18 protein-coding genes and 3 pseudogenes are annotated in these 22,906 nt (G+C 68.2%); 12 read left to right on the forward strand and 9 right to left on the reverse strand.

The window, feature by feature from the left end; all coding sequences use genetic code 11:
- Positions 1 to 181: 181 nt before the first annotated feature.
- From ACRRRO_RS16065 to ACRRRO_RS16080, 4 genes and pseudogenes are all read left to right on the forward strand, one after another.
- A pseudogene (locus tag ACRRRO_RS16065) lies at positions 182 to 989 on the forward strand (Ku protein).
- A 93-nt stretch (positions 990 to 1,082) separates the two neighbouring features.
- Positions 1,083 to 3,091: pseudogene (locus ACRRRO_RS16070) on the forward strand (ABC transporter ATP-binding protein).
- Positions 3,088 to 4,952 (forward strand): annotated as a pseudogene (locus tag ACRRRO_RS16075) (ABC transporter ATP-binding protein). Before ACRRRO_RS16070 ends, ACRRRO_RS16075 begins: the two co-directional pseudogenes overlap by 4 nt.
- 230 nt (positions 4,953 to 5,182) lie before the next feature.
- Complete coding sequence (locus ACRRRO_RS16080; protein ID WP_434080570.1) at positions 5,183 to 5,647, forward strand: hypothetical protein; 465 nt, start codon at positions 5,183 to 5,185, stop codon at positions 5,645 to 5,647.
- A gap of 343 nt (positions 5,648 to 5,990) precedes the next feature.
- Here ACRRRO_RS16080 and ACRRRO_RS16085 read toward each other — a convergent pair whose 3' ends face one another.
- Complete coding sequence (locus ACRRRO_RS16085) at positions 5,991 to 6,164, reverse strand: hypothetical protein (protein ID WP_434080571.1); 174 nt, start codon at positions 6,162 to 6,164, stop codon at positions 5,991 to 5,993.
- A 68-nt stretch (positions 6,165 to 6,232) separates the two neighbouring features.
- On the opposite strand from ACRRRO_RS16085, the gene ACRRRO_RS16090 reads away from it, so the two are divergent.
- Genes ACRRRO_RS16090 through ACRRRO_RS16110 form a run of 5 tightly spaced genes read left to right on the forward strand, consistent with a single transcriptional unit; the run spans position 6,233 to position 10,706 of the window.
- Entirely contained in the window at positions 6,233 to 7,291 is a 1,059-nt protein-coding gene (locus ACRRRO_RS16090; RefSeq protein ID WP_434080572.1) for a hypothetical protein, read from the forward strand.
- The gene (locus ACRRRO_RS16095) at positions 7,269 to 7,862 is read left to right on the forward strand and encodes a hypothetical protein (protein WP_434080573.1); all 594 of its coding nucleotides are present in this window, start codon (positions 7,269 to 7,271) and stop codon (positions 7,860 to 7,862) included. Before ACRRRO_RS16090 ends, ACRRRO_RS16095 begins: the two co-directional genes overlap by 23 nt.
- Before the next feature lie 3 nt (positions 7,863 to 7,865).
- Positions 7,866 to 8,756, forward strand: a complete 891-nt coding sequence (locus ACRRRO_RS16100; RefSeq protein ID WP_434080574.1) for a hypothetical protein — start codon at positions 7,866 to 7,868, stop codon at positions 8,754 to 8,756.
- A complete protein-coding gene (locus ACRRRO_RS16105) occupies positions 8,671 to 9,993 on the forward strand; it encodes a metallophosphoesterase family protein (protein WP_434080575.1) in 1,323 nt (440 codons plus the stop codon). Before ACRRRO_RS16100 ends, ACRRRO_RS16105 begins: the two co-directional genes overlap by 86 nt.
- 59 nt (positions 9,994 to 10,052) lie before the next feature.
- Positions 10,053 to 10,706, forward strand: a complete 654-nt coding sequence (locus tag ACRRRO_RS16110; RefSeq protein WP_424795943.1) for a vitamin K epoxide reductase family protein — start codon at positions 10,053 to 10,055, stop codon at positions 10,704 to 10,706.
- 3 nt (positions 10,707 to 10,709) lie between these two features.
- Here ACRRRO_RS16110 and ACRRRO_RS16115 read toward each other — a convergent pair whose 3' ends face one another.
- The 4 genes from ACRRRO_RS16115 to ACRRRO_RS16130 all read right to left on the reverse strand — a co-directional run bounded on the left by ACRRRO_RS16115 (position 10,710) and on the right by ACRRRO_RS16130 (position 15,939).
- The gene (locus ACRRRO_RS16115) at positions 10,710 to 11,771 is read right to left on the reverse strand and encodes a hemolysin family protein (RefSeq protein WP_424795944.1); all 1,062 of its coding nucleotides are present in this window, start codon (positions 11,769 to 11,771) and stop codon (positions 10,710 to 10,712) included.
- The gene (locus ACRRRO_RS16120) at positions 11,768 to 13,177 is read right to left on the reverse strand and encodes a hemolysin family protein (protein WP_424795945.1); all 1,410 of its coding nucleotides are present in this window, start codon (positions 13,175 to 13,177) and stop codon (positions 11,768 to 11,770) included. Before ACRRRO_RS16120 ends, ACRRRO_RS16115 begins: the two co-directional genes overlap by 4 nt.
- Before the next feature lie 455 nt (positions 13,178 to 13,632).
- Entirely contained in the window at positions 13,633 to 15,075 is a 1,443-nt protein-coding gene (gene gndA / locus ACRRRO_RS16125) for an NADP-dependent phosphogluconate dehydrogenase (protein WP_424795946.1), read from the reverse strand.
- 36 nt (positions 15,076 to 15,111) lie between these two features.
- Positions 15,112 to 15,939: a sugar phosphate isomerase/epimerase family protein gene (locus ACRRRO_RS16130; protein ID WP_424795947.1), complete on the reverse strand. Its 828-nt coding sequence runs from the start codon at positions 15,937 to 15,939 to the stop codon at positions 15,112 to 15,114.
- 100 nt (positions 15,940 to 16,039) lie between these two features.
- On the opposite strand from ACRRRO_RS16130, the gene ACRRRO_RS16135 reads away from it, so the two are divergent.
- From ACRRRO_RS16135 to ACRRRO_RS16145, 3 genes are all read left to right on the forward strand, one after another.
- Positions 16,040 to 17,092, forward strand: a complete 1,053-nt coding sequence (locus ACRRRO_RS16135; RefSeq protein WP_424795948.1) for a LacI family DNA-binding transcriptional regulator — start codon at positions 16,040 to 16,042, stop codon at positions 17,090 to 17,092.
- A gap of 241 nt (positions 17,093 to 17,333) precedes the next feature.
- Positions 17,334 to 17,939: a DUF6318 family protein gene (locus ACRRRO_RS16140; RefSeq protein WP_424795949.1), complete on the forward strand. Its 606-nt coding sequence runs from the start codon at positions 17,334 to 17,336 to the stop codon at positions 17,937 to 17,939.
- A 248-nt stretch (positions 17,940 to 18,187) separates the two neighbouring features.
- Positions 18,188 to 18,808: a PKD domain-containing protein gene (locus ACRRRO_RS16145; protein WP_424795950.1), complete on the forward strand. Its 621-nt coding sequence runs from the start codon at positions 18,188 to 18,190 to the stop codon at positions 18,806 to 18,808.
- Between the two features lie 144 nt (positions 18,809 to 18,952).
- On the opposite strand, the gene ACRRRO_RS16150 is transcribed toward ACRRRO_RS16145, so the two are convergent.
- The 4 genes from ACRRRO_RS16150 to ACRRRO_RS16165 are packed head-to-tail and all read right to left on the reverse strand — an operon-like array spanning position 18,953 to position 22,716.
- On the reverse strand, positions 18,953 to 19,243 hold the full coding sequence (locus ACRRRO_RS16150; protein WP_434080576.1) for an FIMAH domain-containing protein: 291 nt from the start codon (positions 19,241 to 19,243) through the stop codon (positions 18,953 to 18,955).
- The gene (locus ACRRRO_RS16155; protein ID WP_434080577.1) at positions 19,132 to 20,235 is read right to left on the reverse strand and encodes a right-handed parallel beta-helix repeat-containing protein; all 1,104 of its coding nucleotides are present in this window, start codon (positions 20,233 to 20,235) and stop codon (positions 19,132 to 19,134) included. The genes ACRRRO_RS16150 and ACRRRO_RS16155 overlap by 112 nt, the downstream gene beginning before the upstream one ends.
- Positions 20,124 to 21,743, reverse strand: coding sequence for a hypothetical protein (locus tag ACRRRO_RS16160; RefSeq protein WP_434080578.1), 1,620 nt, complete (start codon positions 21,741 to 21,743; stop codon positions 20,124 to 20,126). The genes ACRRRO_RS16155 and ACRRRO_RS16160 overlap by 112 nt, the downstream gene beginning before the upstream one ends.
- Positions 21,697 to 22,716: a hypothetical protein gene (locus tag ACRRRO_RS16165; protein WP_434080579.1), complete on the reverse strand. Its 1,020-nt coding sequence runs from the start codon at positions 22,714 to 22,716 to the stop codon at positions 21,697 to 21,699. The genes ACRRRO_RS16160 and ACRRRO_RS16165 overlap by 47 nt, the downstream gene beginning before the upstream one ends.
- Positions 22,717 to 22,906 lie beyond the last annotated feature (190 nt).

A 22,906-nucleotide genomic window follows, 5' to 3' on the forward strand; every position in this document is an offset into this window, starting at 1 on the left:
CGCCGACCCGGGCCCCCGGTCCGCAGGCGTGCGCTGGTGACCCTCCGCCGGCGGACGCCACGCGCTCGGGTGCCTCCCGGCGTCGTCCATCCCGGGCCCGCGCTGCCCTTGGCGCGTGGTGAACCCTCGCCTGCGGGCACCGAGTGGTGTTGACTGGCTGGCGGGAGAAGGGAGCAGCATCATGCGGTCCATCTGGAAAGGGTCCCTGACGTTCGGGCTGGTGAACGTACCGGTCTCGGTCTACAGCGCTACGGAGTCCCACGATGTTCGTCTGCGCCAGGTGCATGACGCCGACGGCGGGCGCATCCGGTATCAGCGCAAGTGCGAGGTATGCGAGCAGGTGGTCCCGTTCGAGAACATCGATAAGGCCTACACCGACGGTGAGAGCATGGTGGTCCTCACCGACGAGGACTTCGCCTCGCTCCCGGCGGAACGCTCGAAGGAGATCACCATCCTGGAGTTCGTGCCCAGTGATCAGGTCGACCCGATCATGTTCTCCAGTGCCTACTACCTGGCCCCGCCGGGGGAGATGAGTAAGGCGTACGCGCTGCTGCGGCGCACGCTCGCCGAGACCGACCGCACCGCAATCGTGTCCTTCACGTTGAGGCAGAAGACCCGGCTCGCCGCCCTGCGGGTGCGCGACAACGTGCTGATGCTGCAGACCCTGCTGTGGGCCGACGAGATCCGCCAGGCCGACTTCGCCGCCACCACCGAGGAGGTCAAGATCACGAAGAAGGAACTCGACATGGCCGCCAAATTTGGTGGGGTCCTATGAGTCCGACTTCGATCCGGAGTCCTTCACCGACGATTATCAGAAGGAATTGCGCACCCTGATCGAGGCGAAACTTGAACGCGGCGAGGGCTTCGAAACCACTGAAATTGCACAGGAAGAGGGTGCTGAGGTGGTCGACCTGATGGAGGCCTTGCGCCGGAGCGTGGCCCAGTCCAAGGAGCGCAAGGGCAAGGCTGAACGCGGCAAGTCCGCTTGAAACGGCTAGACTGCTGCGGCAGCCCAACCAGTCCGCCCTGGAGGTCGACTCCTTTCCCATGCTGTCCGTGCCAACGCATGTGCGCGTTAACAAATGAGTGGTAAACCCGCCCTGAGCCCAGCTTCCACCACTCGCGATCCCGGATCACGCAGTAATCCCGCGAACACCGATTCCCCGGTGTTGGCCACGCTTGCGCGCCTGTTCCCCTACCTCAAGCCTGCCCTCCCGCGCCTGATCGCCGGGATGGTCTGTGCCCTCGGTGCCATCTCGCCGCCCTCGCGGTGCCGCAGGTGCTGGAGTGGGCGGTGAACGAGCCGCTGCTCGGTTCGGTCTCCAGCGGGGAGACCTCCGGCCTGTGGATCGCGGTCGCGATGGTGGCCGGCCTGGGTCTGCTGGAGGCGGTGCTGATCGCGTTGCGACGCTGGTTCATCCTGGTGCCCGGCACCCGGGTCGAGGCGAATCTGCGGATGTCGATGTTCACCCACCTGCAAGACCTCCAGGTCGCCTTCCACGACCAGTGGCCCGGGGGGCAGTTGCTGTCCCGGTCCATGTCCGACCTGAGCACGCTGCGCCGGTTCCTGAGTTTCGGGATCGTGATGCTGGTGGTCAACGCCTCCACGATCGCGGTGGGCACCTACCTGATGATCCAGCTCGGTGGCGTGCTCGGTGTGGTGTTCCTGGTGGGTGCGCTCCCGGTGATCTACCTGTCCTTCCGGTTCTCCTCCCGGTTCCGCCACATCGCCCGGCTCTCCCAGGACCAGGCCGGGGACCTGGCCACCACGGTGGAGGAGTCGGTACACGGCATCCGGGTGCTCAAGGCGTTCGGTCGGGGCCGGGAGGCTTACTACTCCTTCTCCGCCCAGGCCGATGAACTGCGTGGCACCGAGATCCGCAAGGCGCGGGCGATGTCGGCGTTCTCCTTCGCGATCACGACGATTCCGGAGGTGGTGCTGGGCATTACTGTGCTGGCCGGGATCTACCTGTACACCCAGGGGGATGTCACCGTGGGTGCGCTGGTGGCCTTCTTCGCCACCGCCGCGGTGATGGCCGGGCCGGTGGAGCAGATTGGTGAGCTGATGGCGATGAGCCTGACCGCCAAGACCGCCGTGGATCGCTACTTCGAGGTGCTGGACAGCCCGAACCTGGTGACCGATCCGGCTGACCCCAAGGAGGTCACCGACCCGCGGGGGGAGATCACCTTCGACGGCGTCCGCTTCCACTTCGCCGACGCCCCCTTGGTGGAACCGGTACCGCAGGGCCGGCCGGACCAGCCGGTGGAGCCGGCCCGGGCCGAGGTGCTCGCCGGGGTGGACCTGGCGGTCCGCCCGGGCGAGACGATGGCCCTGGTGGGCCTGACCGGCTCGGGCAAGACCACGATGGCCTCCCTGGTCCCGCGCTTGTACGACGTGACCGGGGGCTCGGTACGCATCGACGGGTTGGACGTGCGGGAGATGGCGCGGCGCCACCTGCGCACCATGGTTTCGATCGCCTTCGAGGACGCGACGCTGTTCTCGGCCTCGGTGCGCGAGAACGTGCTGCTCGGCGCCCCGGCCGGACAGGACGGCGAGGAGGACCTGCAGCGTGCGCTGACCATCGCCCAGGCCCACTTCGTGCACGAGCTGCCCGAGGGTGTGGACACCGTGATCGGGGAGGAGGGGTTGAGTCTGTCCGGTGGGCAGCGCCAGCGCCTCGCGCTCGCCCGGGCGGTGGCCGCACGGCCCACCGTGCTGGTGCTTGACGATCCGCTCTCCGCACTGGACGTGACAACGGAGGAAGCGGTCACCGACCACCTGCGCAAGGAACTGGCGCAGACCACCACCTTGATCGTGGCGCACCGCCCCTCCACGGTGGCGCTCGCCGACCGGGTCGCGGTGCTGCAGGAAGGCAGGATCGTCGGCATCGGAACCCACTCCGAGTTGCTGGCCGGCAACGATCACTACCGGTTCGTCATCTCCTCCCTGGTCGCCGACGAGCAGTACCAGCGCGAGCAGGAGGAGTACGACAGCCAGCAGTTGAGGTTCGACCGCAGAGCCGATGACGAGGTCGACGACGGTTTCGAGGACGAGGGCGCCTACCGCGCCACCCAGGAGCACAACCGATGAGCCGCGCGACGCCGGCGCCCGCCCGTGAGAACAACGCCCCCCGTGGCCCCGAGGAACCGCCCCAGGGCACCGCGGGGGAAGAGGACTACAACCTCGACAGACGCCGGTCCAAGGCGGTTCGGTCCCGGTCCCTACGCCTCCTCGCCGACCTCCTCCGCCCGATGTGGGGACTGTTTGCGCTCACCGTCGTCGTGGTCGTGATCTCTCAGGCCGCACGGGTGGCCGGCCCGGCGCTGGTGGCGATGGCGATCGACTACGGGCTCCCGGCTGCGGCCGAGGGGGACTGGCTGATCCCCTCGGTGATCGGAGCGACCTACATCCTCACCGCGATCGTGGCAGGAGTGTGTACGGCAGCCTTCATCAGGTTGGCGGCGAAGGTCTCCCAGGCGGTGCTGCTGGACCTGCGTCAGCGGGTCTTCCGCCACACACAGCGGCTCAGCCTGGAGTTCCACGAGAACTACACCTCCGGCCGGATCATCGCCCGGCAGACCTCGGACCTGGATGCGTTGAAACAACTGCTGGACTCCGGGATCGTCTCCCTGGCCCAGTCCATCCTGTTCATGACCTTCACCGCCCTGTCGCTGTTCCTGCTGGACTGGCGCTCGGGGCTGGTGCTGGCTGTGGCGATCCTGCCGGTGTGGGCGGTGACCCGTTGGTTCCAGTTGCGCTCCCAGGTGCTCTACCGCCATCAACGGGTGGCCTCGGCGCGCCTCATCATCAGCTTCGTGGAGAACATGACCGGTATCCGGGCGGTCCAGGCCTTTCGCCGGGAACGCACGAACAACGACGCCTACGGCGACCTGACCGAGGTCTACCGGGACAACACCGCCCGCACGATGGGCTTGAACGGGATCTACGACCCGGCGCTGAAACTCATCGGGAACCTCACCGTCGCCACCGCCCTGGCCGTCGGTGGCTTCCGCGTGCTGGACGGCTCGATGGAGGTGGGAGTGCTGGTGGCCACGCTGCTGTACACCAACCGCTTCTTCCAGCCGATCACCCGGATGGCGATGTTCTACAACTCCTTCCAGTCCGCGGCAGCGGCCCTGGAGAAGATCTCCGGGCTGTTGGAGGAGGTCCCCACCGTGCGTCAGGCGGCACACCCCGTGCCGCTTCCGCGAGCCCGTGGTGAACTGCGGTTCAACAAGGTCACCTTCGGCTACGGCGACGGACCGATGGTGTTGCCGGAGTTCGATCTGCACTTCCCACCGGGGCAGACGGTGGCCCTGGTCGGGGCCACCGGTGCGGGCAAGTCCACCGTGGCCAAACTCATCGCTCGCTTCTACGACGTGACCTCCGGTTCGCTCACCCTTGACGGCGTCGACCTCCGCGAGATCTCCACCCGGGACCTGCGCCGCGCGGTGGTGATGGTGACGCAGGAGGCCTACCTCTTCTCCGGGTCGGTCCGTGACAACATCGCCCTGGCCCGCCCGGACGCCACCGACGAGGAGGTGGAGGCCGCGGCCCGGGCTGTGGGGGCACACGAGTTCATCACCGCGATGCCCGACGGCTACGACACCGACGTGAACAAGCGCGGTGGGCGGGTCAGCGCCGGGCAGCGCCAACTGATCTCCTTCGCCCGGGCCTTCCTGGCCGACCCGGCGGTGCTCATCCTCGATGAGGCCACCAGTTCCCTCGATATCCCGGGGGAGCGGCAGGTGCAGCGCGCGGACTGCAGACGCTGCTGGCCGACCGCACCTCGCTGATCATCGCCCACCGTCTCTCCACCGTGGAGATCGCCGACCGGGTCCTGGTCATGGAGGGCGGGCGCGTGATCGAGGACGGGTCCCCGGCGGACCTGACGTCCGGGACCGGGCAGTTCGCGGCGCTGCACACGGCGTGGCGTGATTCGCTGGTGTGAGTGACGCGCGAGGCGGGTGCTGCCAGGATGGGCACATGACATCGCACACCGGCCCTGACAACGGCGACCGGGACGCTGGCGGGCCGGCAAGCCCGGACGCGCAGGCCCCGGGAGCGCACGATCGGGGCCCGGGGGGTGCCGGTCGAGCGGGTTCCGAACGCCACAGAGACCCTGCCGCGCGCAAGGACCGTTCCGATGTTCCGCCGGCCTGGTTGCGCACGTCGGCGCTGGTGACCGGCAGTGCCGTGCTCATCATCCTGCTGGTGCTGGTGGCTGCTGCCACCCTGCCGTCCTGGTGGGCCTCGACGGTAGGTCGCCAGGTCGATGGTGTCTCCGCAGCCGGCATCCTGTGGGGCCTGTTCTACGGCGTGGTGTTCACCTTGGTGCCGATGGTGCTGATCCTGGTGGCGATCCGGGTGCACTGGCACTGGAAGGTTCGCCTCGGGGTGGGTGCGGGCGCGCTGCTGCTCCTGCTGCCGAACCTGCTCACCCTGGCCGTTGCGCTCGCACTCTCCGAGAGCACCCGGGAGGCACGGACCGTGCTGACCGTACAGGCCCCCAACTTCGGTGTCGCCACACTGATCGGGGTGCTGACGACGCTGCTGCTGGGCGGTGGGGCGGCACTGCTGATCTACCGCATGGGAGCCTCCCGGCGGGAGTTGCGCGACCTGCGCGGGCAGGCCGGCCAGAACTGACCTCGCGTACGCATCCTGCGCCGATCCCGTGCAGGTGAGGACAATCCCGTCCGTGCCGACGGTGCCGCTGCCCGAGGGTGCGTACAGTGGACCCCGGTACGACTCGGTGGCAGATCGGCGATCCAAGGAGTAGGTGCGTGCATAGGGCTGTCCGGAGTCTCTCGGTAGCGATGGCCGCCGCCCTGGTGCTGGCCGGCTGTACCGGTGGGCGGGAACTCGAACCCGAGCCCACCGGTCCGGTACCGCCGCCACCCCCGATCGCCGCGACTCACGCTCCGGACGAGGTTCCGGCGTTGCTCGCCTCGCACGAACCCGAGGAGATGGCCCTGGCCGTGAGCGAGCGCTACTTCGCCTCCGCGCACGTGGTGGTGATGGCCCCTGCGGACGACGAGGCCGCAATCGCGCGGGCCGCGTCGATCTCGATGGCGGCGGGAACTCCGTTGCTGCTCACCGGAGGCCCTGGTAACGGCTTGGCGGTGGAGTCCGAACTGGTTCGGTTGAGCACCCACTCAGTCATCACCGTCGGGGCTGTGGACGTGGCGGATATCGATGTGACTGCCCTGGACATCGTGCCCGCGCCGGCCGATGCCGGTGACCTGGGTGCTCGGCCTGGACCTGACCGCCGTGGACGGGTCGCACCTGGGGCCCGAGCGCGCCGAGGCGCCGGAGGGGCCTGCTCAGGACCCGGAGGACACCGACGGCGACGGCGCGGGCGAGGACGGGGCGGAAACAGAGGGCTCCGTATCCGGAGACGACGCCGCGGGCTCTGCCAGCACCGACGGCACCGACGGCACCGACGGCACCGACGGCACCGACGGCACCGACGGCACCGACGGCACCGACGGCACCGACGGCACTGCCGACGACGACAGCGACGCCGGTGGCGAAGGTTCCGGCACGGGCGACTCCTCGGCCACGGACGAGGATTCGGCCACCGGTGCTGACGAGGCGTCCGGGGATCAGACCTCCGGGGACGAAGCACGTGAGGGGCAGGACGGCGAGGACGAGGACGCCGACGGCGAGGACGGTCAGGACGGCGACGGTGCGGAGGGTGCCGATGCGAACGGTGGTGCCGCCGGTGCGGACAGTTACGTCGAGGCGCTGACCAACATGGATGTGGGTGAGGTGCTCGACGTCGAACTGGCCGATGACACCACGCCGGAGCCGGTCGGCGAACTCAGCCCCACCGAACCGACCGAGCGCCTGGACGGGCCGATGGTGCTGGCCGATGGTGAACCCGGACAGGCTGCCGCGATCGGGATCGCCCGCGCCGCCGGTGCCACGGTCATCCTCACCGAGCAGATCAACTCCGAGCCCGAGGTGATGGGGCAGATCTCCGGCGCTGACTCCATCCTGGGCCTGGGCACCAGTTTCGGGGACGATGCCGAGTTCAACTGGCGGGTCCTGACGGCCGCCACCGGGACCGAACTGCCTGGCGGAGGTCAGGAGGTCTTCGGCGGCAAGCGGTACATCGCGTTGTACGGCCACCCCGTGACGCCGCTCCTGGGCATCCTGGGGGAGCAGGGCACCGAGGAGACGATCGACCTGGCCGCCGAGTACGCCGAGCGCTACACCGGACTGACCGAGGATCAGGTGATCCCGGCTGGAGATCATCGTGACCGTGGCCAGCACGGGCGCCGGTGAGGACGGCATGTACTCCAACGCCTGGCCATCGGAGACGTTCATCCCCTTGATCGAGGCTGCTGAGGAAGCCGACCAGTACGTGGTGCTGGACTTCCAGCCCGGGCGCAACCACTTCGTGGACCAGATCGAGAGGTATGAGGACCTGCTGGCCTACCCGCACGTGGGCGTGGCGCTGGACCCGGAGTGGCGCCTGCTCCCGGACCAGGTGCATCTATCGCAGATCGGGCACGTAGAGGCCGAGGAGGTCAACGAGGTGGTCGACTACCTCGCCGAGTTCGTCATCGAACACGACCTACCGCCGAAGATGCTCATCCTGCACCAGTTCCAGATCCAGATGATCCGGGACCGGGACCAGGTGGACACTTCGCGCCCCCAGGTGGCGGTGCTCATCCACGCCGATGGTCAGGGCCCGGTGCCCAGTAAGTTCGATACGTGGAACGCGCTGCACCGGGACGCGCCGGAAGGAATCGCCTGGGGATGGAAGAATTTCATCGATGAGGACTCTCCGATGATGACCCCGGAGGAGACCTACGACGTCGAGCCCGTCCCGGAGTTCGTGAGTTACCAGTAGCCGATGACCGATCAGACCAACGAGCCGCGACACGACGGCGATCGCACTGCGGATCGCCCCGGCACCGAGGCGCAGGCGGGGGAGCGCCGGTTCGCGTGGTGGCACGGGCTGCGGCCACTGACCCGACGCGCGATCCGGGTGGGCACAGCGGTCCTGATGGCGCTGCTCGTCTCGATCGGATTCGCGGTCTCCACCGCCTCCTACACGGGGTCGCTCGGACCGCACGTCGCCGAGTACAGCACCCGCCTGAACGGGGAGATCCGCGTAGACATGGGCCCGCTCGGATCGCTGGTGATCGCCTCGCCCCTGCCGGCCAACCTGGGCGTGAACGTGCTGGTGCGGGAGATCCCCGACCAACTCACCAGTGACGACGCCGACCCGATCGCCGGGTTGATGGCGGACCTGAACTCCTACAACCAGTTCCTGGCCAATCCCCAGGCAACGATCGACGACGCGGCTCGTGGCCTCATCGGTGACGTCGTGGGCCGGGCCGTGGTCACGCTGTCGGTGCTCCTGATGGCGATCGCCCTGAGCAGACTCGTGGCCCACGGCGTGCTACGGGAGGCACTCAAGAGTGCGTGGCGCCAACCAGGAGTGCCGTTCGTGGCGCCGACCCTGGCGGTGGTCCTGGTGATCCTGCCGCTGACCGACCTGACCCGCAGTTTCGGTCTGGAGGGGCGCAGTTCCCCGGTGCTGGCCGGGACAGCGCTGGAGGACGCCCGGATCACCGGACGGTTGGCCACGATCGTCGACTACTACGGCGGCATGGTGGTACGTGCGGTGGAGGACAACACGAGCTTCTACGCCGATGTGGAGTCAAACCTCATCGCGGCCTACGAGGCCAACCCCGCGGCGCTGGCTCCACCGGTCCGGCCGGCCCCTGCTGGAGGATGAGGATGGCGATGTCGAAGACACCGACAGTGGTCAGGATGCCGGTGGTGCTGGAGACACGAACGGCGCCGAAGGCACCGACGGTGGGGAGGCCACTGACGATGGCGAAGCCACGGACGGTGGGGCCACTGACGATGGCGACGCCCCGGAGGCTGAGGGCATCCAGGGCGCGGACGGGACCGACGACGGGGGGACCGGGGGCGCTGACACCACCGATCCGGGCGACCTGGGCGATGCCGTCAGGCTGGACGAGGACGAGGTAGGGGCTCCCGGAGATGGCGATGCGGAGTCGGCCCAGCCCGATCGCGCCCAGTCCCTGGCCTTCACCGACCCCGACGCCGAGTACGCCACCTTCCTGATGGTCGCGGACCTGCACTGCAACGTCGGGATGGCCCCGGTGATCGGCACCGCCGCCACCCTCGGCGAGGTCGATGCCATCCTGAACGCCGGCGACACGGTGATGAGCGGCACGTCGGTGGAGTCGTTCTGCGTGAATGCCTTCGCCGACGAGATCCCGTCCGGACTTCCGGTGATCGTCGCGGACGGCAACCATGACTCGGTGCTCACCGCCGAGCAGGAGCGCGCTCGGGGATGGACGGTCCTGGACGGCGACGTGGTCGAGGTGGCCGCGGTGCGAATCCTGGGTGACACCGACCCCACCCTGACCGAGATCGGCACGGGCACCCGACCGGAGCGCGACGAGACAGTGGTGGAGATGGGCGAGCGGTTGCGCGCGCAGGCGTGTGAGTTGCAGGAGGAGGAGTCCGGTGCGGACATCCTCCTGGTGCACTCCCCGCACGCGGGCCGGCAAGCCCTCGACGCCGGCTGTGTGCCGATGAACCTGTCGGGCCACATGCACACCCAGCGCGGGCCACTGCAGTTGGGCTGGGGCGTGCAGTACGTCTCCGGGTCCACCGCGGGCGCCACACTGGGCCGGCCCACTGTCGGGCCACTGCAGGGCACCGCGGCGATGACCATGATCCGCTGGAACCTCACCGAGGGGATCCCCGACCACTACCGACTGATCCACGCCGAGCCCGATGCTTCGGTGAGCCTGGGCCCCTGGTTGAACTTCCCGGCCCTGCCGACCGAGCACGTCGACCCCACCGCCCCGGAGCCGGAACCGGAGCCGGAGATTCCCGACGGCGTCGAGGAGCCGGAGGATGTTGAGGAGGGCGACCCCAGCGCACCCGACCAGAACCTGCCCGAGGACGATGAGGCGATCCGCGAGGAGAGCTGAGGTCAACAGCCGCGCTGATCATTCATACTTGGCTGCAGGTCGCACCGAGAGGATCCCAGGTGAGCGCGAGCGGAATCGACGAAGAGCAGGTGGACGTTGCCGGGGCGCACGTCGCCACGGCGCACCAGCGTGCCGGCGGGGCGACCCCAGGCTTCGGCCTGCTCCTGGTGATCACCGGGGTCGTCGGTGCCCTCGCCGCCGTCGCGCTGACCCTCGATTACATCAACGTGCTGCGCGACCCCACCTACGTCCCCACCTGTGACCTCAATCCGCTGGTGGGTTGCGGGGACTTCCTCGGCAGCCCGCAGGCCTCTGCGTTCGGGTTCCCCAACGTGGTGATCGGGATGCTTACCTTCCCGGTGGTGGTCACGATCGGGGTGATGCTGCTCGCCGGTGGACGGGCACCGCGCTGGTTCTGGCGCGCCATGGTGGTGGGCACTGCCTTCGGCGTGGCCTTCGTCAGTTGGCTGCAGTATGTGTCGTTCAACGTGATCGGGGCCCTGTGCCCGTACTGCATGGTGGTCTGGGTGGTGATGATCCCACTGTTCGTGCACACGGTGGCCAGGGCCGCCCAGAACGGTGCCATCCCGGCCAGTACCGCGACAGCGATGTTCCTGGTGCGCTACCGCTGGGCCCTGACGGGCCTGTGGTACCTGCTCGTCGTCGCCGGGGCCATGTTCGGACTGGGGGACCGGCTGCTACTGATCTTCTGACGATCAGCCGTGGTGCTGACGACGGGAATCGTCCCGGATCACCCCGACCAGTTCCTCGATCACGTCCTCCAGGGTGACCAGGCCGAGCACCGGGGCGCGGTGGGCAGGCCCCTCGCTGTCGTGCACCAGCGCCAGGTGTGCGGAGGAGGCCTGCATCACCCCCAGCACGTGCTGCAGGGAGTCGGTGACGGTGACTGAGGGCAGCTCCCGCACGATGGCCGGGTCGATCGGCTGCTTGCGCTTCTCGGCATCGTTCTGCAGCAGGTCCTTCAGGTGTACGTATCCGCGCATGGTGCCATCGGGCATCCGGATCGGGAAGCGGGAGAAACTCTCGGCGCTGACCTCCTCCGCCTGGGCCGGGGTGACGTCCGGTGGGAGCGTGCGGACCGTGTCGATGGGTAGCAGCACCGAGCGGGTGGAGCGTTCCCCGAACCGCAGCGCGCCCTGGAGCAGGCGTTCGTCGCTGAGTTCGATCATCCCGCCGCTGCGTGATTCGGCCACCAGTTCCGAGACCTCGTTCCGGGTGAAGGCGGAGGTGACCTCCTCCTTCGGCTGGACCCGGAGCGCGCGCAGCACCAGGTTGGCCAGTTCGTTCAGGGTCCACAGCACCGGGTAGGCGAGCCAGACGATCCCGGCCAGGATCGGCGCCAGGATCAGCGCTGACTTCTCCGGGCCGGCCAGCGCGATGTTCTTGGGCACCATCTCCCCGAGCACCACGTGCAGGAACGTGATGAGGACCAGGGCGATCACGAAGGCGATCGGGTGCGTCAGCCCGGCTGGTACCCCGATCTGCTCCAGTGGTCCGGCGATCGCACGCTCGATGGCCGGCTCGGAGATCACCAGCAGCAGCAGTGAGCACACCGTGATGCCCATCTGCGCGCCGGCCATCATCAGCGAGACCCGCTCCATCGCCCGCAGGGTGATCTTGGCGCGCCGGTTACCGGCCTCCACCATGGGTTCGACCTTGGTGCGCCGGGCGGCCACCAGCGCAAACTCGGCGCCGACGAAGAACGCGTTGAACAACAACAGGAACCCCGTGATGGCGATGGCCCAGCCTCCACTCATGACCGTGCCCCCTCGTCCTCGTCTGCGTGGCTCGGCTCCCCGTCGCCTTCGGGCTCGGGCGGCTCGTAGGGGCCCAGGGTGCGCAGGCGCAGCCGGTCCACCCGGTGGCCGTCCATCTCCAGCACGGTCATCGCGATCAGCACACGCGGCTCACCGGGTGTCTCGGCACTGGCGAAGGTGACCTCGTCCCCGGCCTCGGCGAGCCGGTCGAGCAGGTCGGCGATCAGGCCGCCGAGGGTGTCGTAGGCCTCGTCCTCGGGTAGTTCGATGCCGATCACCTCGCTGGCCTCGTCCACCCGCAGCAACCCGGACAGGTCCCACGAACCGTCCGGGCTGTGCACCGGGTCGGACTCGGCGTCGTGCTCGTCGCGGACCTCACCGATGATCTCCTCGACCAGGTCCTCCAGGGTCACGAGCCCATCCAGGTCGCCGAACTCATCAATCACCAGGGCCATCTGCAGACCACCGGAGCGCAGATCGTCCATCAGTTGATCGAGTTCGAGGGATTCCGGCACCAGGGTTGCCTCGGTGAGGATGGCGCTGACCGGGGTGGTGGCGCGCTCCTCGAACGGCACCTTCAGGGTGCCGCGTACGTGGACCAGCCCGTCCACCCGGGTCTGGGTGTGGCCGTTGTCCTGGATGGTCTGCAGCACCGGGAAGCGGGAGTAGCCACTGGTCTTGGCGGCGTTGACGAGGTCCGCCAGGGTGTCGTCGGGGCTGAGGCTGACGATCTGGGACCGGGGCTTCATCGCCTCACTTGCGCGAAGGTCGCCGAACTCCAGGGATCGTGCCACCAGTTCCGCGGTGTCCTCGGCCAGCGTGCCCGAGCGGGCGGAGTGGCGTACCAGCGCGGAAAGTTCCTCGGCGCTGCGTGCGGAGGCGAGTTCCTCCTGGGGCTGGATGCCCAACAGGCGCACGATCCTGTTCGCGGTGCCGTTGAAGAACCGGATCGGCCAGGCGTTGATCGTGGTCCACACCCGCTGGAAGCCCGCGATGAACCGGGCGGTCTGCAGCGGGCGGGCGATGGCCAGGTTCTTCGGTACCAGTTCACCGAAGATCATCGTGGTCCCGGTGGCCATGATGAGCGCCAGGGTCAGGGAGAGGGGGCGGGCGCGGGAGGGGTCGATGCCCACGTTCTCCAGTACCGGCTGGAGCAACCGGCCGATCGCCGGTTCGGAAACCCAACCGATCAGCAGGTTGGTCACGGTGATGCCCAGTTGAGCGCCGGAGAGTTGGGTGGACAGGGTCCGCAGGGTAGCGAGCACACCCTTGGCGCGGCGATCGCCGGTAGCTGCTTGCTTCTCCACGGCCGAGCGGGGGACGGTGATGAGCGCGAACTCCGCGGCCACGAACCCGGCGCCGCAGGCGATCAGGACCAGCGTCAGGAGAATGAGGAGGACGTCCATCTATGGCACGTCCGGGGAGGTCAGGGAGGGGCTATGCCCCTCGGTACTGTCAGGGTCCGCGTCGGAATCTGCGGTCTCGCTCGGTGCAGATGTGACGTCGGTACTGTCAGAGTCGCCGGTGGCGCCCATGATCTCCATTCCTCGAAACGGCGGCGGACCGGTGCGGCCCGACTGAGCAGCATGCTACACAAACGTCCGCGCGAACCGCACGCATGGTGGAGATTGTGTGCACGCACACTCATTTGCCCGTGCCCGTGCCCGTGCCCGTGCCCGTGCCCGTGCCCGTGCCCGTGCCCGTGCCGGGACCGGGCCCGGACGGCGGGCCGGGGCGGGCGGTCGGGATCCGGTGCGGACCTCGTCGCCCCACCTGGCGTCTACACGACGCAGCGCACCAGAACCCGGGCGTGCTGCGTCGTCGTCGGCTGTCTGCGGGGCCCGCGGGCCCCGGGGGGTGCTCAGGACATCCGCTGCTCGGCGCGGTCCCCGGACCAGTCGGTGTGGAAGGTGCCCTCATCGTCGATGCGCTCGTAGGTGTGGGCGCCGAAGTAGTCGCGCAACCCCTGTACCAGCGATGCGGGCAGGCGGGAGGCGCGGGCGGAGTCGTAGTAGGCCAGCGCCGAGGCGAACCCGGGGATCGGCACCCCCGCGCTCCCGGCCTTGGCCACCACGGAGCGCCAGCCGTCCTGGGCCTCGGCCAGACCGGCGTTGATGCTCGGTGCGGACAGCAGCGTGGGCAGGTTCTGGCCGGCGTACTCCGACCGGATCCGCTCCAGCAGCCGGGCCCGGATGATGCACCCGGCGCGCCAGATCTTGGCCACCCCGGCCACGTCCACGTTCCAGTCGTACTGCAATGACGCCGAACGGATCAGGTCCAGGCCCTGGGCGTAGGCGATCACCTTGGCCGACCACAGCGCCTGCCGCACCGACTCCACGAACGCGGCGCGGTCGCTCACCTCGATCCCCCCGGTGGGCCCGGCCAGGGACTCCCCGGCGGCGGCACGCAGGTCGGAGTGCCCGGAGACGGAGCGGGCGAAGACCGACTCCGCGATCGTATTCACCGGTACACCGAGTTCGAGGGCGATCTGGACCGTCCAGCGTCCGGTTCCCTTTTGGCCGGCGGAGTCGGCGATCACGTCCACCAGGCCCTGTCCGGTGCGGGCATCCATCTGGTCGAGCACCTCGGCGGTGATCTCCACCAGGTAGGAGTCCAGGTCGCCGGAGTTCCAGGTGCGGAACACGTCGGCGATCTCGGTGTTGCTCATGCCGGCGACGCGCAGGATGTCATAGGCCTCGGAGATGAACTGCATGTCCGCGTACTCGATGCCGTTGTGCACCATCTTGACGAAGTGCCCCGCCCCGTCCGGGCCGATGTAGGTGCAGCACGGTTCGCCCTCGTAGACCGCGGCGATGTCCTCCAGGATCGGACCCAGGGCCTCGTAGGCCTCCGGGGATCCGCCGGGCATGATCGAGGGGCCCTCCAGGGCTCCCTCCTCACCGCCGGAGATCCCGGCCCCGACGAAGTGCAACTTGTGCTCGCGCAGTGCCGCTTCCCGGCGCCGGGTGTCCTCGTAGTGGGCGTTGCCGCCGTCGACCACGATGTCGCCCTCTTCGAGCAGCGGGATGAGGGAGTCGATGGTGGCATCGGTCGGGCCGCCGGCCATCACCATGAGGATGATCCGGCGCGGGCGCTCCAGGCTGGCGACGAAGTCAGCCAGTTCCGTGGCGGGCACGAAGGTGCCCTCGTGGCCGTGGTTCTCGATCAGGTCGTGGGTGCGGCCGGGGCTGCGGTTGAACACCGCGACGACGTGGCCGCGGCGGGCGATGTTGCGCGCGAGGTTGCTGCCCATCACAGCCATCCCGATGACGCCGATGCGGGCGGAGGCCTCAGTGCTGGTCATAGTGCTCTCTCCTGGTTGTGGCCTGGGGCCCGAAGGTCAGGCGTAGGGGATGGACTCTTGGTCGAGGATGTCGGTGAACGCCTTCCACGCGGTCCGGAACAGATCCGCACCGGAGACGTCCCCCGAGGTGGTGTGTGACTCCAGGTGGGGCTCGAGGGAGAAGAATCCCTCGAAGTCATCGGCCCGCAGGGATCGGATGGTCTCCAGGACCTCACCGTCGCCCTCGCCGGCGGGGACCACGACGCCGTCGGAGGCTCTGGCGTCCTTGATCTGCACGTACTCCAGATGCGGGCGGAGTTGTTCGTAGGCGTCGGTGTGCGGACGGATGCCCGCCTGGACGAAGTTGGCGGGGTCCCAGGCGAGCTTGAAGCGATGGGAATCAACGGCGGTAACCAGGTCCAGGCAACGCTCGGGGACGTCGCCGTAGATCTCCATCTCGTTCTCGTGCAGCAGGGTCACGCCGGCGGGCTCGGCGAGTTCGACCAGGGCGCGCAGGCGGCGGATGACCTCGTCGCGGGCTTCGTCTGGGTCGATCTCGGGGCGCTGGAAGAAGGAGAAGATGCGGATGTAGGGGGCCCGGAAGTGGTGGGCCACCTCGATCGCCCGGTGCATCCGGTCCAGGTGCGCCGGGAAGTCGTCGTCGATGAAGATCTTGCCGATGGGCGAGCCGATCGCGGAGACCCCGAGGCTGTGGTCGGTGAGGATGTCGCGGGCCTGGCGCAGTTGATCGTCGGTCAGGTCCAGGACGCCGGTGTCCCAGGCACTGCGGATCTCGATGAAGTTCAAGCCGAGTTCCCGGGCGACCGTGCATTGCCGGGTGAAGTCGGCATCGATCTCGTCGGCGAATCCAGACAAGGTCCACATAAGGCGATGGGCTCCCGCGATGGGGTTGGTCAAGTATTCCTATCGTGCCGTTGGCAGCCTACCGGCTGCCAACGGGTGCACGTGGCAAACGGTTGCCATCATGGTCGTCGGGATCGTAGGCTCGGTGATCGTGCACAGGACCGGCGGACGACGGTCGACGACGATCTACGACGTGGCCGAGGCCGCGGGCGTGGCGCCGTCGACGGTGTCGCGGGCGTTCTCCCGACCGGGCCGGGTCAATGCCGAGACCGCGGAGCGCATCCGCACGATCGCCGCCGAGTTGGGGTACCGGGCGAACCCGCAGGCACGGGCGCTGTCCACCACCCGCACGATGATGCTCGCGGTGGTGCTGGCGGACGTGACCAACCCAGGGTTCTTCGACCTGGTGCGCGGGGCCGGCTCGGCGGCGCGGGAGGCGGGTTACACGATGATGCTCGCCGAGTCCCAGGAATCGCCCGAGCGTGAACGCGAGATCCTCGAGGCGATGGCCGCGAGCGCGGACGGGATCGTACTGGCCGGGGCGCGGATGTCCGACGCCGGGATCCGCCAGATCGCGAAGGTCACCCCGATCGTGATGGTGAACCGTGACGTGACCGGGGTGCCGAGTGTGGTGGTGGACCTGGCCCGCGGGGCACACGCCTCGGCCGAGTACCTGCACCGCCTGGGTCATACGGAGGTGACCTATCTGTCCGGTCCGGAGGCGTCCTGGCCGGATGGGATGCGCTGGCACGCGCTGCGCGAGGCCGGCGTGCAGTTGGGGATGCGGATCCGCCGGTCCGGGCCCTACCGGCCCACCGTGGCCGGGGGAGTGCGCGCGGGGATGAGTTGGTGGGAGGCGTCGCGGGCGGGATCGGCAGGCACCGCGGTGGTGGCCTACAACGATCTGCTGGCGATCGGGTTCATCCGAGCGGTGAGCAAATCCGGTGGGAGGATTCCCGACGACGTCAGCGTGGTGGGGTTCGACAACACCTCCTCCGCCGAACTCATCACGCCCGAACTCACCACCGTGGCGGCACCGATGCATGAGGTGGGCGTGACCGCGGCCACCAATGTGATCGCACTGGCGCGGGGGGCGACCTCGACGCGGTCCGAGCCGGTGGTGGTACCGACCAGGCTGGTGCAACGCGACTCCTGCGCGGCGCCGGGGCGGTGAGACTGGCTCTTCGGGCGTCGCAACCGTGGTTGTGCTGGTTGTCCACAGATTGCGCTCGAGGGCTGGTCGAGCAGGCGTGGTTGTGGAACTGTGTCCGGTATGGCCAGGGGGCACACGCACAGTAGCGGGGTGGAATCAGGGCTGCCCGGCGATGGCGAAGCGAAGCCACGGGTGGGGTCGCGGATGGGGCCGCGGGTCGGGCCCGCAAAGGGGCCGACGACGGTGGTGGCGCGCCGTAGCGGTGGTGGCAGGTGCGGTTCTTGCCGGCGCGGGATTGGTCGGGTGTGACGGTGCGAACGCCGAGCCAGAGCCGGACCGGGAGCCGACGACCACGCAACCCGAGGAGCTGGCGACGCCGGATCCGGAGGAGACCGACTCCGAGCCCGGTGATGACGAGCCGGGACCCCAGGATTATCCCCACCCCGAGCCCGGTCCGGACATCGACGATGAGGGTCAGGCCGGTGCGGAAGCCGCGGCGGTGTATTTCGTGGAGTTGTTCTCCTATATCCACGCCACCGGTGACTTCGAAGCCTGGGATGAACTCACCACGGAGGACTGCAATTTCTGTGATGGTGTCCGCTTATCCGTCGCTGAACTCTATGCATCGGGTGGATATGAGATCACAAACCCACCAGTTATTCGCGAGGTCAACTCTAGGGTGTGGGAGTCAACGCCCGGCGACTACCTTGTGGATTCAGTGATCGAGGTAGCGGCATCCGAGACTTACGATGCGCGTGGCGATTCGATGGATGCTTTTCCAGCGGAGACGGTGCGGGTACTCACGGTGGTCAAGTATGACGGCGCGCGTTGGTTCGTTGTTGGGGCGGACGCCGAGGACTTGGTATGAGGAGAGTTTTGGCGGCCCTGCTGCTTGCGCCACTGGCTGGTACGCCGAGCGGTTCTCTCGGTGGGGACGCGGACGCTTCGCGGTGGGGCGGCTATGCCGGCGATCAGTCCGACGAATTATTCGTGGGGGGCTGGATTCCCGAACGGCCGACTCAGCCTAGGTCGGCCGGAAACGGTCAGAACTATCTCCCTGGAACGTCCCCATCTGGTGGTGTTTCTCGTTGGGATGTTCCGGTCGGCTCGGGGCCGATGGTGGAGCAGGTGGCGTGGCCGGAGTTCGGTGATGTGCCCGATTGTGGGGTGACGGAGGTGCGCACGTGTTACGACCCCAGCACGGGGGAGGTCACGATCGTGTGGCCCGTGGTCGACGGGGTCGACGAGGCTGACGGGGCTGAGGACGGTGAGGGTGAACCGGACTTCGTGGTGACCGCGACGCAGTTGGTCACGGCGGTGCGGGAGTATGCGCGGGTGCGAATCGCCCCGGCGCCGTTGATCCTGGAACCCGATCAGGACTGGCACCTGGTGAATCTGCCGGTGATTGCCCGTACCGAGCCGGTGGTGCAGGAGTTCTCGGTGGTGCTGCTGGGGCTACCGGTGCAGATCCGGGCGGAGCCGGTGTCGTATTCGTGGGACTTCGGGGACGGCTCGGCGGTGTTGAACACGACTGATCCCGGGGCGGGGTACCCGGATCAGACTATCGAGCATGCCTATGAGGCCGCGGGAGAGTACCAGATCACGTTGATCACATACTGGTCCGGCTCATTCCGGGTGGGTGATGGGGCCTGGATCGACATCGACGGTCTTGGCGTCACGGCCTCGACCTCCCCGGTATTGGATCTGCAGACCCGCACCACCCGCCTGGTCGGCTGACCCCGCGGGTTGACCTCGGATCGGTCCAACCCGGCCGGAGTTGCCTGCATGATCGGGTCGGCGAAGCCGGATGGACCAGCCCGGTCGGACCAGCCCGGCCAGACCGAGCCCGGCCAGACCGACCCGGCCGGGGCGACCTGCTCGCTACTCGAGTTCCGCCAGCACCGCGCCGACCCGTTCCAGCAGATCAGACTGCGCCTGCTCGGTCAGGGTGTCAGGCCGCTTGGGGTTCTCCAGATGCCGCACGAACCGGTCCAGGGCGGAGGTGGCCGGGTTGGTCCGGTCCGCCTCCAGGTGGCGCAGCGCCTGGTCGAGCGCATTCGTCAACTGGTGAGCGATCGGCCCGGCGATCTGGCCCTCATCCACGTAGGACTGGGTGCGCGACCGCAACTCGCGCACCTGCTCCACCGGGATCCCGCCGTCGTCCTCACCCACCGGGGGAGCAGTTCGATCACCGTCGGGTCCAGGTTCGGGCCCAGACGCGCGCCGGTGTCGGCCGGTGCGGCGTCGGTCAACTCCAGCAGCCCGCCCATGTCGATACTGCCATCCGCGGCGATCTGCGGGCGGACAGCATCGAAGTCAAGGCTCACGAACCAACTTTCGTCCACCGCCGTACCGTCGACGTTGCGACCGTCGAAGTAGTTGCTCGGATCCGGCCGCAGTGTGTCCTCCTGGTTCACCAGCACGATGTCATCGACCTGCTGACCCCGGTAGGACAGCACCCCGGTGGCCTCGAAGTCGGTCTGCGATGCCGTGTTGGTGGTGAGTTGGACATTCATCCGGCCCAGGGAGTCCACCACGTGCCCGTTGTAGTAACTCGTCACATCGGCCACCCGTGGATCCGGCCCGGAGTTGGACGTGATGCCCTTGGCCAGGTTGTTGTAGGAGATCGAGTTGCGCAGCACGTGCGCGCCGGGCATGGACTCTCCGCCCAGTTTGAACCCGTTCCCTTCGCCCACCAGGGCGATCTCGTCGTCGTTCTCCAGCCACCCGTTGTTGAAAGTGACCGAGTCCTCGATGGTCACCACCCCGATCGAGCCAGTGGTGGAACGGGCATACAGATCCCAGCCGTCATCGATGTTGTGATAGGCGATGTTGTACCGGAACACGTTGCCCTCACCCACGGTCAGTTTCGCGGCGAACCCGTCGGCATCGTTGGCCAGCGGGTCGACGTTGTTGTGCGAGACGCTCGAGAGCACCAGGTTGTGCGAGGGCCACAGTTGCGGCGACTCCACCGAACTCCCCGAGATCTGGACCCCGGTATCTCCGTTGTGATGTGACTCGATCCGCTCGATGACGTTGTGGTGACCCGAGATCAGCAGCGGCTTCTGGTACCCCTGCGAACCGGTGATCTCCAGGTTGTACAGGTGCCAATGGTCCCCGCGCAGGTTGATCCCTCCCGAGGGTGACTCGGACAGGTCCAGCACCGCCCGGGCCCCGGCTGGGACATCAGGGTGATCGGAGCGCCGGCCGTGCCGTTGTTTCCCCGGTCGATCACGATTGCACGGTCCGGGGTGTAGGTGCCCTCGGCCAGCACGATCTGCTGACCGGGCTGGGCGAAGCCGACCGCGGTGTGGATGTCCAGCGGGTCAGCGGGGCTCCCGGTGCCCTGTGCGGAACCGTTCGGGGCCACGTGGATCGCCTGACCGGGCTCGCCGTAGGAGGCCACGGTGAACCGCAGGTCCACATCGAGACGGTCGTAGGAACTCAACTCCTCGTACTCGGCCAACTGTGGCTGCTCGGCGGCCGGGGTGAGGTGTGCGACGAAGTCGTTCACACCGGCGGCCAGGTCCAGTTCCAGTATCTCGCGCTGCCCCGGTGCCACCTCGGTCACCTCGGTCACCGGCGCGCCCGCGGCATCGGTGATGACCACCTCGCCAGCCACGTTCGCCGTCACGGGCACCGCCACCTGGTGGTGCGGAGTGGTGCGGGTGCCATCGACGTTCAGCGACGGCGTGATGTACTCGATCGGCCGCTCCAGCGGGTCCTCATCGTCGTCGGGGTGGATCGTGGTGAGTTCGATGTCGCTGGCCCTCACCTGGATCCCACGGGTGCCGAACACCCCCACGTAGAAGGAGTCCTCGGACTGGGTCAGGACCAGGTCACGGTCGTAGTAGATGATCTCCTCGTACTCCTGCGCGGGTTCGTCGGTCTCGGGGTTGCCCACGAACGTGGCGCTGGCATGGAAGCCGGTGTTGGAGTAGCGCAGGGTGTACTCGAAGGTGTCCCCGGTGATGAACTTCGGCGGATTGACGTTGCTGCCCTCGGTCATGGCCTCCCGGAAGTCCCAGTCGAAGGGCTCCGAGGCGGTCATGTCCCGGTCCGCCGAGGCCACGGAGGGACCGTCGGTGTAGCCGGTCACGAACTTCCCGCCGGAGAGGCCGTAGCGGGACTGCACCGAGCCGCCGACGATGTCGTTGTACTTCGCCGCCATGGTCCCGGCGGAGTTGAAATACCGGGCCGAGGGGTTGTTCGGGACGAAGTCGTCGATGGCGATGATGCCGAATCCGGACTGGTTGTCCTTGCCCTCGGCGGCCTCGACGGTGAAGGTGGCGCTCAGGGTGAAGTTCTCCGTCGCCGGGTCGACCTCGGTGTAGTGGTACCAGAACCCGTCCTCGGAGTCGGCGATCTTGCCGTTGTTGCCGATGGCGTCGAAGAACACCGAGCCGTCCTCGGCCACGATCGCCTCACCACCGGAGCCGACCCCGGCGTGCGCGGTCAACCAGCGCTCGACGACGTCAGCCACCGTCACCTCGTAGGGGTCGGAGACGGTGGAGTCATCGCCGCGGACGGTCCTCACCTGCACCTCGTAGGCTGCCCCGGGTGTCAGGCCGGGGATCTCGGCCTCCGGTTCGGTGAGGCCGGCGGACGTCTCGGTGAAGTCGGTCTCACCACTGGCCCGGTAGGCCACGTCGTAATGCTCGGCCTCCGCCACCGGAGCCCCACTCCACGGTCACCGTGGCAAGGCCATCGGTGATGTCGGTAGTCAGCGCCGAGTGGACCTGCGCGGTACCCAGCGGCAGCACGAACTCCGGTGCCGTGACCGGCTCCGAAACCTTGTCCTCCTCTCCGTCCCGGGACAGCACCACCTCTGCGGTGAAGGTGCCCGACGCCGGCGGGGTCAGCGCGATCTGCCCGCTCGCCCCCTCGGTGGCGCTCATCTCCTGCGCCACCACCGTTCCGCCGGCCTCGCTCAGCCTCGCAGTGGCAACGTCAGCGCCGTCCATGCCCACCTCGCCGTCGAAGGAGATCACCAAGTGCGTCGGGTCGTCGGTATCCGGGCCGACGTCGGTGATCACCGGGTCGGCCACCTCGGCCCAGGGGAGGCGTTCGGGCAGTTCGCCCTCGAGCACCTGCATCCGGTAGATATTGATGCCCGATCCGGTGGAGGCCAGGTAGTAGGAGCCCGCGTCCGGGACGACGACGGCGGCCGCCGGGATCTGCGCCCCCGGGTCTCCGTAGGCGGTCACGTGGGCAACCACTGCGTCCCCCGCGCCGTCGGAGCGGTGCAGGGCCAAGGTGCGGTCGGCGCTGGAGGAACCGGATAGGGCGTGCACGATCAAGGTGGACTCCTCCGCCACCTCGAAGTGCACCGAGCGGGTCTGTGCGCTACCCCCGCCGCGCAGTTCGAGCCGCTGGGTGAACTCGTGCCCGCCGGCTCCGGTGCGCGCGTGCGCGGTGACCTGCACGTTGGATCCCGGGCCGGCGGTCACGGTGAAGTTACCGACGGTGAGGTTCTCCTCGAAGGAGCCGGGTTCCATGTCGGAGGCGTTCAGCACGAAGTCATCGGATTGGCTGGGTGTAGGGCCGGTGTCGGCGTCGGTGGCCGATGCGCTGAGGGTCAGGCCGGTCACCGCCAGTGCGGTGGCAGCCACCGCGGCGATGGCCGAGCGGATCGGGGTTTTCATCGGTCTCCTCATTGAGTTCGGTGGGGCCGCCGGGCGGGGCGGACGACGACGGCGCCGTCCGCTCGAAGGCGTGGTGGTACGTGGCTGCGACGCGACGCGAGCCGAGCGGGTTCCAGCCGTCCGCATCGGTGCGGAAACGTTTACATCACGATGCTCACACAGTAACCAGCACCACGTTGGGCTGTCAATG

It is taken from the genome of Sanguibacter sp. Z1732, assembly GCF_051020515.1.
Classification (GTDB): Bacteria; Actinomycetota; Actinomycetes; order Actinomycetales; family Beutenbergiaceae; genus CALKWS01.

Bases quoted from the DNA above. Each gene is read 5' to 3' on its own strand.
- ACRRRO_RS16165 (WP_434080579.1), bottom strand. From the start codon at position 22,716: ATGAAAACCCCGATCCGCTCGGCCATCGCCGCGGTGGCTGCCACCGCA.
- ACRRRO_RS16100 (WP_434080574.1), top strand. From the start codon at position 7,866: ATGACCGATCAGACCAACGAGCCGCGACACGACGGCGATCGCACTGCG.
- ACRRRO_RS16130 (WP_424795947.1), bottom strand. From the start codon at position 15,939: ATGTGGACCTTGTCTGGATTCGCCGACGAGATCGATGCCGACTTCACC.
- ACRRRO_RS16085 (WP_434080571.1), bottom strand. From the start codon at position 6,164: ATGACTGAGTGGGTGCTCAACCGAACCAGTTCGGACTCCACCGCCAAG.
- ACRRRO_RS16120 (WP_424795945.1), bottom strand. From the start codon at position 13,177: ATGGACGTCCTCCTCATTCTCCTGACGCTGGTCCTGATCGCCTGCGGC.
- ACRRRO_RS16135 (WP_424795948.1), top strand. From the start codon at position 16,040: ATGGTCGTCGGGATCGTAGGCTCGGTGATCGTGCACAGGACCGGCGGA.
- ACRRRO_RS16115 (WP_424795944.1), bottom strand. From the start codon at position 11,771: ATGAGTGGAGGCTGGGCCATCGCCATCACGGGGTTCCTGTTGTTGTTC.
- gndA (WP_424795946.1), bottom strand. From the start codon at position 15,075: ATGACCAGCACTGAGGCCTCCGCCCGCATCGGCGTCATCGGGATGGCT.
- ACRRRO_RS16145 (WP_424795950.1), top strand. From the start codon at position 18,188: ATGGTGGAGCAGGTGGCGTGGCCGGAGTTCGGTGATGTGCCCGATTGT.
- ACRRRO_RS16105 (WP_434080575.1), top strand. From the start codon at position 8,671: ATGTGGAGTCAAACCTCATCGCGGCCTACGAGGCCAACCCCGCGGCGC.
- ACRRRO_RS16090 (WP_434080572.1), top strand. From the start codon at position 6,233: ATGCCGGTGACCTGGGTGCTCGGCCTGGACCTGACCGCCGTGGACGGG.